Raw genomic sequence first — 14,515 nt, forward strand, 5'->3', positions numbered from 1 at the left:
CTACCTTACAGCCTTTTGAATAATTGCTTCTTGGTCCTGGTATTGAATGTCATAAATTCGTTGATACGTTCCATTGCTGGCCACTAGCTGCTCGTGTGTTCCGCGTTCAATAATTTTTCCATGATCCAATACTAAAATTTCATCTGCCTGTTTCAAGGATGAAATACGATGGGCAATAATAAAGGTGGTCCGTCCCTTCATGACCTCCCGAAGGGCTTGTTGAATGTGAAATTCGGTTTCCATATCCACGGCACTTGTGGAATCATCTAAGATGAGGATAGTGGGATTCAGACAAATCGCGCGGGCAATCGCGATCCTCTGTTTTTGGCCCCCGGATAGGCCCATTCCCCGTTCTCCCAGCATCGTGTCATAGCCATCCTTCAACTCCATGATAAAATCATGTGCTTGAGCACGCTTAGCAGCATCGATAATCTCTTCCATCGACGCATCTGGTCTTCCGAACGCAATGTTTGCCTTAATGGTGGAGGAGAACAGGAACGTTTCCTGCAATACGATGCCGATTTGCGAACGGAGCATTTTTAACCCATATTCCTTAATCGGGCGGCCGTCAATCAGGATATCTCCTGCCGTTGGTTCATAAAAGCGGGATAGAAGCTGGATGACACTGGTCTTTCCCGATCCGGCAGCGCCAATGAAGCCAATGGTTGAGCCCGGAGCAGCATCAAAGCTCACCTCTTCTAGGGCAGCTGTTTCCTCCTGATGATAGTGAAAGGAAACATGCCGAAAAACAACATGCCCATCCAGTTCCCCGCTGCATCTTACATTTTCTTTATCGTAAATAGTTTCATCCGCTTCCAATACTTCAAGAAGCCGCTCCCCCGAGGCCTTTGCCTGTGAGAACATATTAATGGTAAATCCGAGGTTCATGATCGGCCATAAAATATACCAAACCAAGCTGTAAAAGGCTACCAGCTCCCCTGGTTTTAAGACCCCCTCAATCACCTGATAGCCGCCAAATGCTAGTAAAGCGACAACAGAGATATTTCCGATCAGCTCCATTAAAGGAAAATACGTTGACCAAACCGATGCCGTATGAAGCTGTTTCAGCCTGTAATGTTGATTGGAGGCAGTAAAGCGCTCGATCTCTACCCCTTCTTTCGAAAGGGCTTTAACTGTATGGATCCCGCTTATATTCTCCTGTACCTTTGTATTTAAGCGGCCGAACGATTCACGAATCCCACGAAAAGCCGGGTGTACCGCTTTGTCAAACTTATAAACAACAATACTCAAGAAGGGGAGTGCGATAATGGTGACAAGGGTAAGGGAAACAGAATAATAGAACATGACACATAAACTGGCACTGACTTGAATAACAAAACGAAGTACCTCCGCAAACCCGAATGAGACAAAAAAGCGAAAGCCTTCCACATCTGCGGTTAAGCGTGACATTAAATCTCCTGTCTTCGCATTATCATAATAGCTGAATGACAGCCGCTGCAGTTTTTCGTATAAGGCATTTCGCAAACTGTACACGGATTTAATGCCGAACATATCAGCCAAATAATGCTGAATATAGGTGGACAGTCCTTTTACAGCCATAATCATGATAAATCCAAGGGAAATCCATGGCACCCAGCGATAGTGTCCGCCAAGTACTACATCATCAATTGTCAGCTGTAAAATGACCGGATAAACAACGGTGATCCCCGCCATGATGATGAGAAAGAGCGTTGACCAAATGAAATCCCTTTTATATGGAAGATAAAACGATTGTAACTTTTTAAAAACTAACATTTTTTCCTCCCATTGATTAATATTTTGGCATGCTTTAATCATATAAAGTAGGACACAAAAATATTTCTACATTTTAAAATTTCGTTTATCTAAATTTATTTCAACAAAAATTTTTCCATAGAATATGATCAAGATGTAGATAGAAAAAGGCCGATTCATCATGACCCGGCCACTTGCAATTTGTATCGTTGAAACCTACTCTCCATTGAATGCCTGCTGCGCAAGCAAAAGAGAGCCTGTAATCCCAGCATCATCGCCTAGTCCGGGACTTACTATATATTCCCTCAGATCTGGCAAGGAAACATAACCCTGAACCAGCTCCGGCAGGTACTTATAAATGGAGGAGAATACTTGCTTTTGGTTCATTACCCCACCGCCAAGAATAATCCTTTTTGGGGATAGGATTAAAATATATTGCATCAGTGCTTGCGCAATATAGTAGCCTTCTACATCCCATACTTCCAATCGTTCTACTAGCTCGAACCCTTTGTGCCCCCAGCGTTCTTCGATTGCCGGACCTGCTGCAAGACCTTCTAAACAATCCCCATGATAGGGGCATTTACCTTGATACTCATCATTCGGATGGCGCCTTACAAGAATATGGCCCATTTCGGGGTGGGACAGTCCTTGAAGAAGCCTTCCTTGAACCACTGCACCCGCGCCGATTCCCGTCCCAACCGTAATATAAAGGCAGCTATCCAACCCTTTTGCCGCACCGTAAACGGCTTCCCCTAATGCCGCTGCATTCACGTCGGTATTGAAACCAATCGGTACGGAAAAAGCATCTTGTAATGCCTGGACAAACGGAAAGTTCCTCCATGCCAATTTCGGTGTAGAGGTAATCATCCCATAGGTGGGACTTTCCGGATTCACATCAATAGGGCCAAATGAGCCGATTCCAATGGCATCAAGCTCATATTTTTTAAAAAAGGCGAATACCTCAGTCATCGTTTCCTCCGGAACTGTCGTAGGAATCTTAATCCTGTCAATAATCGTCCCTCCCTTGTCTCCAACCGCACATACAAACTTTGTTCCACCAGCTTCAATTGCACCAAACATTTAGGTTCCTCCCTGTCGTTTCTTTTATCTTCCTGATGCTGCTTATCCCTTCAAGAAATGAAACAAAGCTCCAATTAAATTGGCCTCGTTATCAAATTGGCATGCCTCCACTTCAGTTAAAAACCATTGTGTTCAGCTACCTGTTTATACCATCTGCCGGATTTTTTAATCGTTCGTTTAAAATTGTTCTCTCTATCTACCTCTACTAATCCATAGCGGTTCTTATAGGCATTTGTCCATGACCAGTTATCCATAAAGGTCCAAAGGTGATAGCCAAGGCAATTCGCCCCTTCTTGCAGACCTTTATGCACCCACTTCAAGTGTTCCTGGATAAACTCAATCCGGTAATCATCCTCGATAAATCCTTCGGGATTACGGAACTTCGCTTCCCCTTCCACCCCCATCCCATTCTCTGAGATAAAGAATGGAAGATTGCCATAGTGGTCACGAATATCGATCATTATGTCATAGATGACTTCCTCACAAATTTCCCAGCCCCGATGCGGATTGATTTTCCGGCCTGGCATGATATATGGATCAAATAGATGCTCCGGCATAAACGGAGTCCCTGCTGGTACCGGCTCTTCTTTTGCTTTGACACGTCGCGGCTGGTAGTAGTTCACACCTAATAGATCAATGGGATTGTTCCTGATGACCTCTAAATCTCCCGGTTCCACTGTCGGAAGTACCTCTTTATCTTTTAAAATCTCAATCAAGTCTTTCGGATATTCCCCTTTTGTGACGGGATCAAGGAAGCTGCGGTTAAAGAATTGATCGGCAATATGAGCAGCTTTCACATCTTCCGGATCCTGACTTCTTGGATAGGACGGCGTTAAGTTTAGGATAATGCCAATCTTTGCATCGCCGAGATGTACCTTTTTAAATGCTTCTACAGCCTTAGCATGGGCCACAATCGTGTTGTGAGCCACAGCCGCACCTCGTTTGAAATCTATTATATGGGGGTAATGCAAATCATATAAATAACTAGCCTCAACGGGAACGATCGGTTCGTTAAAGGTAAACCAATACTTCACCCGATCCCCAAATAATTGAAAACAGGTTGCCGCATAATTCACATACGCATCGACGACTTCCCGGCTTTCCCAGCCGCCTTTTTCCTGCATGCACATCGGCATATCGAAATGGTAGAGATTCATGAATGGTTCAATATCAGTTGCAATTAGTTCATCAATGACACGATTGTAAAAATCAACTGCCTGCTGATTCACTTCCCCGACTCCATTTGGAATCAACCGCGACCATTGAATCGAGGTTCGGAAGGAATTATGACCCGTTTCCTTCATTAGTTGAATATCTTCTTTAAACTGATGATAGAAGTTAGATGTATTCTCGGGCCCTACACCATGATGGAAACAATTTGGTTCAATGCTGTACCAGTAATCCCAGATACTTGGTTTCCTTCCATCCAAATCCGCAGCACCTTCTGTTTGTGGACCTGAAGCCGCACTCCCCCACCAGAATCCGTTCGGAAAACGATAGTTTACTTGATTTTCACATGAAACTTTCTCCATACATTCATCACCGTTTCTGTTTTAAATTTTCCTCCACTCACTTGGTGTCGTACCAACCGTTTTCTTAAATTGTTTATAAAAGTAAGTCGTATCGGAATAGCCTACTTTTTTTCCAATTTCACCTGCACGATAATGGGTGGTTTTTAATAATTCCTTTGCTTTTTCTAATCGATAGCGATTCAGGTATTCAGAAAAGACAACCCCGACTTCTTTTTGAAATAATTGCCCAAGATAGATGGCGTTTACATGAAACTGTTGACCTAAAGTTTTCAAGGATATCCCTTCATCGTAGTGGGCATGAATAAACTTTAGAATATTTTGTACAATGGGGCTTCGCATATGAACTTGATTATTAATAGAAAGAAGTAATCCTTGGCAATACTCCTCCAAAATGGCCTTCAGCTGAGTAACATCCGAACTATATACCATTTTTTCAACGGCCGCAGTGTACTCAGAAAGGTCATCTGGCTGGATGGAATAATGAATATACGAAATTAAGTCAAATGTATATTTTTTCGCCACTTGTGGGGATATGAATTTTGCCTTCCTCGTAAGATATTGAAAAAACAAATCAACCATCTGCAATGTTTCTTCATTTGCTTTAACAAGTTGTTTTACGATATTTTCTTTACATTCCTGCTGTTTTTTTAATTCGTCTTGTTTATCTACCGAGATTCTGCCTGATAGAAGAACATTTGGTTCTGAATAAAGTTGAAGAAGGCTGTATTCACTTGCAATGGTAAAACTCTTTTCTAATTCATCAATGGTAGTAACCGGCTTTCCCATAGATAAATAGAATTGACCGATTCCCCATTGCTCCTCACAAAGTTGACTCACAAGGAGTTTATTCCATTTACCTAATTCTTCTTCATTCGTACTTCCAAAGAGAATGATTAATTCTTGATTTGGACTATAGAGACATGTCGCAGAGTAATATTCTTCGATAAAGTTCCGAATATCCGTTAATACCGGAGTCTTATGGTAATGTTCAAAATTTAAAATCGATACAAGATAATGCGGTTGGTTAAATTGGATATCATATAATGCCATTCTTTCAAGCACATCATTTTTGTCAATTTCACCATTGATAAAACGCCATAAGGTATTATCCCGCAATGTGGTCGTTTCTTGTGGATGATCGGAACCCATCACAGCATTCAATTTCTGGCCAACATTTTGGATGGTCGTTAATAACTCTTCCTCATCCACAGGCTTTACCAAATAGTTTTCAATGCCTAATAGCAGCCCTTGTTTAACAAAACCAAACTCTTGATAGCCAGTTAATACAATACTTTTCATCTGGGGCTGAATTTCTCTCACCGCATGAATTAATTCCAATCCAGACATTTCCCCCATTAAAATATCGGTGATCAGTAGGTCAACCGGATGATCCTTAAGAAAGCTGAGGGCTTCTTCTCCGCTTTCCGCTGTATAAACAATTTCAAACCCGTAATCCTCCCAATCCAGAAGCGCCTGCAATCCTAATGTTATTAGAGACTCATCATCAGCCAGCAGGACTCTAAACATGGTTAGTCCCCTGCACTGGAATGGTTAGAGTGACAATTGTTCCTTGATTTTGAAAGCTTTTCAGTGTAATCCCAAACTGGTCTCCATATCTAATTTTTAACCGTTGATGGATATTTCTTAACCCGATTGAATTCATTTCATCGCCCTCTTCACGATTGATATGATGCACAAGGTTGGAAAGTTCTTCTTCGGACATTCCCTTACCATTGTCTTCTACACGTATTTCAATTTTGTCTCCCAGGTTTACAGCACGAATGAATAGCTCATTATCAGGCCGATCCTTTTTAAACCCATGGACAAAATAATTTTCAATAATCGGTTGCAGAATTAATTTTTGCACGGGTGCTTGTTCCAGTTCACTTGGAATATCAATATGCACCTCTAGTTTATTGGGATATTTGAACTGCATTAATTTCAAATATTGATTGACATATTCGATTTCGGTATAAAATGGAACCATATCTTTGGACTCTAACGAGTATCGAAAAAGCTTGGCTAAATGGAAGATCATTTTACTCGAGGTTTTTGACCCCTCTACCACTGCAACCATCCGGATCGCTTCAAGCGTATTAAATAAAAAATGAGGATCAATTTGTGCTTGAAGGGCTTTCAATTCTGCCTGCTGCTGCTTCATATTCAGCAGGTAAAATTGTTCGATATAATTATTCAATTCCGTCAACATTGAATTGATATTAACAGCAATCTTGGATAATTCGTCCTCGTGCTTAGATTCCGGTATCCGCGCATCAAGGTTTCCTTTTTCTACCTGGCGGATAATAGAAACAATGGTATTAATTCGCCGCGAGTAATTGAACGTAAACGAATATGAGATTAAAATGGCAATACTAATAAGGAAGATAATAACGACCCACATGGTTCCCCTTACAATAGATAACTTAAGCCAGTCTTTGTCAGGAATCACACTGACATACGTATAATCTCCCTTGTTCGCGATGGTATTAATATAATAATTTTCCTGTTTCCACTTTACCTTCGTCTCATTCGTTTCATGTTCTACCTGACTGATCATCTCTAGAGGAACACCATTATTAAGCGAATAGAGGATCTTGCCGTGCGCATCCAGTAAGAAGAAAGAAGCTGGCGCCCCATCATGCCTTTTCAACATTTTATCTAGACGTTCTGTTGAGTAGAAAATGGATAGTTCCCCCATTTTCGTAAGTGTAACCGGATTGTTAATTTCAACCTTTCTCGTAATGGTGTTTCTTAATTCCCTTCCCTTTGGAAGACCCTCTTCCATTACTCTTGGCGGCCCTTGGGAGAGCGATGGTTCTGAAGGGGTGACATGACCAATAATGCTGTTATTCCATCGTAAATTATTATTGATTAACAAATATTCAATTGACGAATTTTCCACCGAACGTAAACTAATCGCATTTAAATCACTATCTTGGCTGAAATAGCCTTTAAAATAGGTTTCAATATTGCTCGGTGTAAACGATTTGCTTTCCGAATATTTATCTAAGCGGTATTCTAAATATTTCCCATAACCATTGTGAAGGGCAAAGGAAATATCATCAATCATATCGCCATTCGTATAAAGATCCCTCATCGCCCTACTAATATCTGAATCCTTAGCAGAAAAGTAATCCTCTACTCTTTCTAATATTCTTGTATTTATATTGACTTCCTTTTGAATAATCACATCTGAATAATAGTTGGTAATCGTAACAATTAAGATAATGACCGTCATAATGATGGTAATGGAAGATGTTAAAAATAATTTATTAAAAATGTTTTGAGTAACGCGTCTCTTTTTTCTTATCTCCATTTAGCTGTCCTCTGATTTGGCTGAAATAAAATCAAGCTGGAATATTCCACCCAGCTTGATTTTTACTCTTATTTTTGCTTGCTTTTCCAGTCATCAAATTGCTTTTGAATCTCTTTTAATACCTTATCAATTCCAGCTTCTTTTAACTTTTTATTGTATTTTGGCAGATATTCTTCTGGATCAACAGAACCTGTTGCCAGTGCTGGATAGAATTCTTTAGAAATATTTGTAATCGAAGCAATTTCTGATCTCACTGGATCACTGTTAAAATGGAAGCCAAGGGTTGGTGCTGGTTTAGCAGCGTCATTAAATTCCTTGAACTTCTCCCATTTATCCTTTGGATCATCTTTATATAAATCCAAGACGAAGAAGTTACCGATTGAATAGGTTGGGATATTATAGTTATCAATACGTGCTGGAAGATCTTCAATTGTGCCATCATCATTCTTTTTGTAATGCACGCCTTCAATTCCTTTATCAACAAGGTTGCGAAGGTATGAATCTGTGTTAAGAAGAGTTAAGAACTCCATTGCTTTTTTAGGATTCTTAGATGTAGCAGAAATGGCCTGAATAGAACCAGAAACAGAATCGTTAAATGTGGTTGGCTCTTCAGCCGGTACAGAAACGACGTCATATTTTGCTGAACGGGACCATAGTAAGTCAGCATATGGCTGAGAATCACCCATACGGACAAACCAATTCTCTACATCCATTGGCCAGCTGTCTTTGCTTGTTGCTGCATCTTCTTTAAGGTAGCCTGCTTTGTAATACGAATGCATGGTTTTGTAGGTTGACATCGCTAAATCCGTTTCAAATTGGTTCATCACATGGTCTCTGTCACCCTCAAGCGGGAACGCAAATGGCATTTCATTATTAAAGGTATAGTCAAAGGGAAGATACGCTTTAAAGGTTGCCATTGGAGTAATGCCTGGTTCATTTTCCTTAATGGTTTTCAACATTGGTGCAAGATCTTCTAAGGTTTTTACTTTTGTAAGATCAAACTTGTATTTATCAACAAGACGTTTGTTGAACGTATAAACGGACTGTCTTGCCGCTTCTTTATTCGTAGGAACACCATAAATTTTACCATTAATCTTATTTCCCTCTAAAAGGGCTGGATCGATGGCATTCTTCAGATCCTTGCCTTCTTTATTTAACATATCATCGAGTGCCACAAAAGCACCCTTTTGTGCATTTTGGACATAATCAGTACCATTTGTAAAGATTATATCAAATGATTCACCCGCATTGATCATTACTTGGGATTTTTGTGTCCAATCTCCCCAGTCAATTTGCTGCATTTTAACTGTAGCATTAATTTTCTTTTTGACATACTTATTGACTTCAGCAAATACCTTATCCGTATCCTTTTGCGGAGTTCCAATCGTGTACCATTTAATTTCATATGGCTCTCCATCTTTCCCGCCTTTCTCCGAAGTAGAACTTTCTTTACCGCTGCAGGCAGAAAGTATCGTTCCAATGGATAAAACGAGCGCCAGTAAAAATACTAACCTTTTCTTCATCGTATCTCTCCCCTTTTCTTTTTTTATTCTTTAACGCCGCCAATAGTCAATCCGCTAATAAAGTACTTTTGAAAGAACGGATAAGAGACTGCTATCGGTAGTGTGGCGATAACGACCATGGCCATTTTGGCTGAATCCTGCGGCAACGTATCAAATAAACTTTGCTGCATGATCCCCACTTCAACATTTTGCCTCATGAATTCAAGGTTTGCCTCGATCTTCATCAATAAGGCTTGGAGCGGCACTAATTTTGGATCATCAATATAGAGTAATGCCGTAAACCAATCATTCCAATACCCCAATGTACTGAACAAAGCAATCGTCGCAATGCCCGGAAGCGAGAGCGGAAAGACGATTTGAAAGAAGATTCTCCATTCACTTGCCCCATCAATCCGCGCAGATTCCAAAATGGATTCGGAAACGGATTTCATAAAGAAGGTTCTCATGATGATAATATAAAAAGCATTCATAACAAGGGGCAGGATTAACGCCCATATGGAGTTTTTCAATCCTAAAAATTGCGTAACCACAATATAGGTTGGTACCAATCCACCACTAAACAGCATCGTAAAGAATGCTAGGAAGGTGAAAAATTTTCTATATTTAAATTGAGGTCGTGAAATCGCATACGCATAAAAGGAGATCATCAACACACTAATGATGGTTCCCACTACCGTAATCAATAGTGTTACACCATAAGACCCCAGCAATTGATCCTTCACATTCCATAAGTAATGGTACGCATCGGTACTCCATTCCGCCGGGAAAATTTGAAAGCCATGTCTGACAATACTTTCCTCACTTGTAAAGGAAATAATGATAACATAGATAAATGGAAAGACACACATGATGGTGAAAATACCTAACAGTACACTGAAAATGGTATTGACAACGGGATGCAGTTCATGATAATTCCTTGTCTTTTTCCGTTTAATCTTTGTTCCACCCCCTTTCAACTGATCCAACGGCTGTGATGCGACGACTGAAACTTGAGCTTGATTTAGATCATTGGGCATTTATTTTCCCCTCCTCTCTGAGAAATGCGTAAGCGCCTTGGTCAGCCCCGACATGCAGCTATTAAAACAACGCACTTTCCTCATCGACTTTTCTTACTATATAGTTTGTTATCATCACAAGGATGAAACCTACAGCTGACTGATAAAGACCTGCTGCCGTACTCATACCAATATCACCCAACGTCATGAGCCCCCGATATACGAATGTATCGATAACATTTGTGACTGGAAATAGGGCTCCGGAATCTCTTGGCACTTGATAAAATAGTCCAAAATCCGAGTTGAAGATCCGGCCAATATTCATGATGGTTAAGATAATCATCAATGGCTTTAGCATGGGAAGGGTAACATGCTTAATCTGCTTCCATTTTGTTGCACCATCGATCATAGCTGCTTCATAATACGTTCGATCAATTCCGACAATCGATGCTAAATACACGATGCTGCCATATCCGACACCCTTCCAAATGCTCATAAAAACGATGATATATGGCCAATATTTAGGCTCGCTGTACCACGAAACAGCGTCAATATGGAACCAGCCAAGAACATGGTTTAACAGACCACGATCCGAACTTAAGAAGGTAAAGACAAAGTAGCTGCCAATAACCCATGAAATAAAATGCGGGAACAGCATTCCAGTCTGATAAACCTTAGATAACCTTTTATTTACTAACTCGCTGAGGAGTATGGCAGTTGCAACAGCCGCCACAAGCCCTAAGACGATAAAGACGAGATTGTACAGGATCGTATTTCTTGTAATGACAAAGGCATCATTTGTACTGAACAAATACGTAAAGTTCTCCCAGCCGACCCATTCACTGTTCATCACACTCGCGAAAAAGCCATCCGGATCAATTCGAAACTTTTTAAAGGCCAATACTTGACCAAACATCGGCAAATAAGAGAATAATAGCAGCCAGATGGTTCCTGGTAAAACCATTAGTAACCAGATTCTATTTTGATAGATATCACTCACTATCTTTTTCACACTTATCCTCCTCTCACTTCAATGTAAGCACTTCCATATTTATATTTTATAGTGGATAGAAATTGATTTATAGTTGACTAATTTGGGATTAAGTGCAAAAATCTTAGAAATCACGACATGCTATCTATATTTAGCCATGGAAAAGATAGAGTAAACATGAAATGACCGACTGGAACATGCCGGTCGGTCATCCATTTTTTCTATACGATTCTGAATGTCTTAATTTCATATGGTTTAATTTCAAACTCAAATGGTGATGGTGCTGCCTCTGCAATAGGTTCTTCCATCAAATTGGTCTCCACCCATGATGTGATGGGTTTTCGAACGTTCAGAGACACCTTGCCTCGTCTGCCCTCATACTCATGTAAACGGATAATCAGGCCATTGCCATCGTAAGCAGGCTTTATCGCATCAATCCAAATATGGTCTGTATCGCATTCAATAAACGAATCTTCCTTCGTCCATTTCCCTTCAACAGCGAAAACGGGGTCATTTAAATCCCAGGCCTTTTCCACTGTCTTCGCCTGCCGCCAATCGCCTATATGCGGATATAGTGAATAGGTAAAGGAATGCATGCCCTGATCTGCCTCAGGATCCGGATGTGTGGCTGCTTTTAATAAGGTTAACCGCATCACATTTTCTTTGATATCATAGCCATATTTGGAGTCATTCAGTAAACTTACCCCATAATCTGGCTCGGAAAGATCTGCCCACTGGTGTCCGACTGATTCAAATTTCGCCATTTCCCAACTGGTATTCCAATGGGTCGGGCGCTTTACATTACCATATTGAATATCATAGGTTGCCTCTGTCGCGCGAACATCCACAGGGAATGAAGCCTTAAGTAATTTACGCTTTTCATGCCAGTCTACCTTGGTTTCAAAATCAATCCGACGATCATTTTTATAAAAAACAATCCGCTGAGAAATGTCCGAATGATGATACGACCATTTACTATCAATCGCAAGAGTCAGTTCCCCGTTCTCCACTACCTCGAATGTGGCGATATTTCGGATTTCCTCCATCTTCTCGTGATAGAAAATATCAATATCCCAGGCATCATGGGCAAGCGGTTTATCTTCAAAGATTTGCAGTACATTGCCGCTTTGACCATCTGCTAGCACATGGCGCTGTGCTTCTTTATCATAAAGCGTTGTAATCTGTCCGTACTCATTCCACTCCACCTCATAAAACGGTGTTTCTACCTTTCGTTCATGATACGTGAAATGCGTTGTTTCCGGTGCTGCTTCAGCCGGTTCAAAATACAATTGCTTCGCACCAAAGGATGGAAGAGAATCGACTGCAACAAGCCAGCCATCAGGGCGTTTTTGAGAAGGAAACACCGTGCCCTTGCCATCTGTCCAAACCCCAGCTGCACAATCAGCAAACTGAGACATGACCACATTTCTTTTGCCGGTTTGGTGCGTGGAATTGAAAACAACGACGGAACGGTCGGCCTGGTCGACTCCGCTTTCCACAAGCATGGTTTCCACTTGCTGAACGATTTGCAGCGCTTCCGCATATTCTTCCCTGGCATCTTCATAGACTTCATGAATCGAAGACCCTGGGATAATATCATGAAATTGATTTCTTAAAATAATCTTCCAGCCGTCTTTCATTGCAGCATCGCCAAGCCATACGCCATTTTCAGACAGCCAAGAGGATAGGAATTCAGCTCTGCGATAGAGCAGCTCCAGTTTACGATTCATTTTTTTCATAAAGGCCTGACTTGTATAGGTACCACGGTGGTATTCCAGGTACAGTTCGCCGTCCCACTTATGAATATAACCGGTCGATTTCTCGACATTTTCATGCAGTTTTTCGAAAAATTCACCTGCCGTTGTTGTCTTCACCTTTGGCATTCCAGGCATTTGGTCAAATCTGCGGCGCATTTCAAGCATATGACGATTAACACCGCCACCGCCGTCACCATACCCGTATGAAAGAAGCAGGTCCTTTGATAAGTCTTTGTCACGATAGCCGTTCCAAGCTCCCTTAACGGTTTTCGCGGTAATGTAGCCATTATACGTATAGAACCATGAATCCGGTCCATTCCATGGTTCCGGTGTGGTGATAAAGTGTGTTAAGATCTCCGAACCGTCGATTCCCTTCCAGTGAAAAGTATCATGAGGCATCCGGTTGTATTGATTCCAGCTAATTTTTGTTGTCATCATTGTGTTAATGCCGGATTTTTTCAAGATTTGCGGCAGCGCCCAGCTATAACCGAAAACGTCCGGAAGCCAAAGGTATTGACAATCGACACCAAACTCTTCTTTAAAAAAGTTCTTCCCATGGAGGATTTGCCGGACCAACGACTCACCGCTCGGGATATTACAGTCGGCTTCGAGCCACATTGCTCCACCAGCTTCCCACTGGGCTGCCGCAATTCTATCCTTTATTTGCTCGTAAATGTCTGGGTAGTCGGTTTTGATATACTCATAGAGCTGCGGCTGGGTTTGCAGGAATTGGTATTCAGGGAACTGCCTCATTAAATGCAGGACCGTTGAAAAGGAACGGGCGGCCTTCTCCCTTGTGTTCCTTAAGCGCCAAAGCCAAGCCACATCAATATGGGTGTGACCGACAGTATGAATCGTAATAGCGGATGTTTTTTCAATAGACTGAAGCGCCTCTGTAAGACTCGTTTCGGCTTCGTAGCAGGATTCATAGAACGCTAGGCTTCCAGGTTCCGTCCAATCCATTCGCAGTAGGGCATCCTGAAGCATTTGTTTCAAAACTGAATAAGTAGGGTCTGCTTCATTCGTCTCCTTTAACACCTCATATGCCGCTAAAAGGGTGTAGTATAAATTATCGACCCTTGTGTCCAGCCAGCCGATTTCAGCCTGCTCCAGCTTAAATTCATTCTCAACCGGCACACCACCGCCTTCAAGTCCGGACCAGAGTCGGAAGTCTAAACGCATTGGACCCTTAGCCATATGCTCATCAAACAGTACTTCTTCATGGTTGGAGTCGACACCTTGGTATGGTTTACCGTTTACAAAAAGTAATGATTCAAACCCGGAATTATTCCCGCCGCCCGTCTTGCCAAATGAAAAGATACCTGCCACTTGTTGAACGCTGTTTGGCAGATGGCAATCTACCACCGCATGAAGCCAAATATAGCGATCGCGTCCCTTCCAATAGTCGCCAATCCTCATGGTGCTTTTTTCATCGAAGGCCTTTGGTGGATGGGCACCAATCTCGCCATCATCCTCATGTGTGTAAAATAGCTCGATGCTAACGCAATCACGATACCGGAAACCTTCTAATTCCCTTATGCGCGCTTCAAATTTTCTTTCGGTCAAAAACATGCTTTCACCCCGTTT

Annotated in this window: 9 protein-coding genes; all 9 read right to left on the reverse strand. The window is 41.5% G+C overall.

The features are described 5' to 3' along the window. Window positions 1-1,755 (reverse strand): ABC transporter ATP-binding protein, encoded by a 1,755-nt coding sequence (locus RCG19_RS06840; RefSeq protein WP_308110208.1) that lies wholly within the window; start codon window positions 1,753-1,755, stop codon window positions 1-3. A gap of 195 nt (window positions 1,756-1,950) precedes the next feature. Continuing rightward, on the reverse strand, window positions 1,951-2,814 hold the full coding sequence (locus RCG19_RS06845; protein WP_308110209.1) for an ROK family protein: 864 nt from the start codon (window positions 2,812-2,814) through the stop codon (window positions 1,951-1,953). A 116-nt stretch (window positions 2,815-2,930) separates the two neighbouring features. Then, window positions 2,931-4,346, reverse strand: coding sequence for a glycoside hydrolase family 1 protein (locus RCG19_RS06850; RefSeq protein WP_308110210.1), 1,416 nt, complete (start codon window positions 4,344-4,346; stop codon window positions 2,931-2,933). Window positions 4,347-4,367: 21 nt separating this feature from the next. Next, complete coding sequence (locus tag RCG19_RS06855) at window positions 4,368-5,873, reverse strand: response regulator transcription factor (RefSeq protein WP_308110211.1); 1,506 nt, start codon at window positions 5,871-5,873, stop codon at window positions 4,368-4,370. Next, window positions 5,866-7,662, reverse strand: coding sequence for a sensor histidine kinase (locus RCG19_RS06860; protein WP_308110212.1), 1,797 nt, complete (start codon window positions 7,660-7,662; stop codon window positions 5,866-5,868). Before RCG19_RS06860 ends, RCG19_RS06855 begins: the two co-directional genes overlap by 8 nt. Window positions 7,663-7,730: 68 nt before the next feature. Continuing rightward, window positions 7,731-9,185, reverse strand: coding sequence for an ABC transporter substrate-binding protein (locus RCG19_RS06865; RefSeq protein ID WP_308110213.1), 1,455 nt, complete (start codon window positions 9,183-9,185; stop codon window positions 7,731-7,733). Window positions 9,186-9,208: 23 nt separating this feature from the next. Next, window positions 9,209-10,201 carry a carbohydrate ABC transporter permease gene (locus RCG19_RS06870; protein WP_166240386.1) on the reverse strand — a complete coding sequence of 331 codons (993 nt, stop codon included), beginning with the start codon at window positions 10,199-10,201 and terminating at the stop codon, window positions 9,209-9,211. A 61-nt stretch (window positions 10,202-10,262) separates the two neighbouring features. Then, window positions 10,263-11,192, reverse strand: a complete 930-nt coding sequence (locus tag RCG19_RS06875) for an ABC transporter permease (RefSeq protein WP_308110214.1) — start codon at window positions 11,190-11,192, stop codon at window positions 10,263-10,265. A 200-nt stretch (window positions 11,193-11,392) separates the two neighbouring features. Next, a complete protein-coding gene (locus RCG19_RS06880) occupies window positions 11,393-14,500 on the reverse strand; it encodes an alpha-mannosidase (RefSeq protein ID WP_308110215.1) in 3,108 nt (1,035 codons plus the stop codon). Window positions 14,501-14,515: the final 15 nt, after the last annotated feature.

The organism is Neobacillus sp. OS1-2 (genome assembly GCF_030915505.1).
Classification (GTDB): Bacteria; Bacillota; Bacilli; order Bacillales; family Cytobacillaceae; genus Neobacillus.

What these genes read in the sequence shown, in the direction of transcription:
- RCG19_RS06865 (WP_308110213.1), bottom strand. Translation starts at nt 9,185, where the DNA reads ATGAAGAAAAGGTTAGTATTTTTACTGGCGCTCGTTTTATCCATTGGA.
- RCG19_RS06845 (WP_308110209.1), bottom strand. Translation starts at nt 2,814, where the DNA reads ATGTTTGGTGCAATTGAAGCTGGTGGAACAAAGTTTGTATGTGCGGTT.
- RCG19_RS06860 (WP_308110212.1), bottom strand. Translation starts at nt 7,662, where the DNA reads ATGGAGATAAGAAAAAAGAGACGCGTTACTCAAAACATTTTTAATAAA.
- RCG19_RS06880 (WP_308110215.1), bottom strand. Translation starts at nt 14,500, where the DNA reads ATGTTTTTGACCGAAAGAAAATTTGAAGCGCGCATAAGGGAATTAGAA.
- RCG19_RS06870 (WP_166240386.1), bottom strand. Translation starts at nt 10,201, where the DNA reads ATGCCCAATGATCTAAATCAAGCTCAAGTTTCAGTCGTCGCATCACAG.
- RCG19_RS06855 (WP_308110211.1), bottom strand. Translation starts at nt 5,873, where the DNA reads ATGTTTAGAGTCCTGCTGGCTGATGATGAGTCTCTAATAACATTAGGA.
- RCG19_RS06840 (WP_308110208.1), bottom strand. Translation starts at nt 1,755, where the DNA reads ATGTTAGTTTTTAAAAAGTTACAATCGTTTTATCTTCCATATAAAAGG.
- RCG19_RS06850 (WP_308110210.1), bottom strand. Translation starts at nt 4,346, where the DNA reads ATGGAGAAAGTTTCATGTGAAAATCAAGTAAACTATCGTTTTCCGAAC.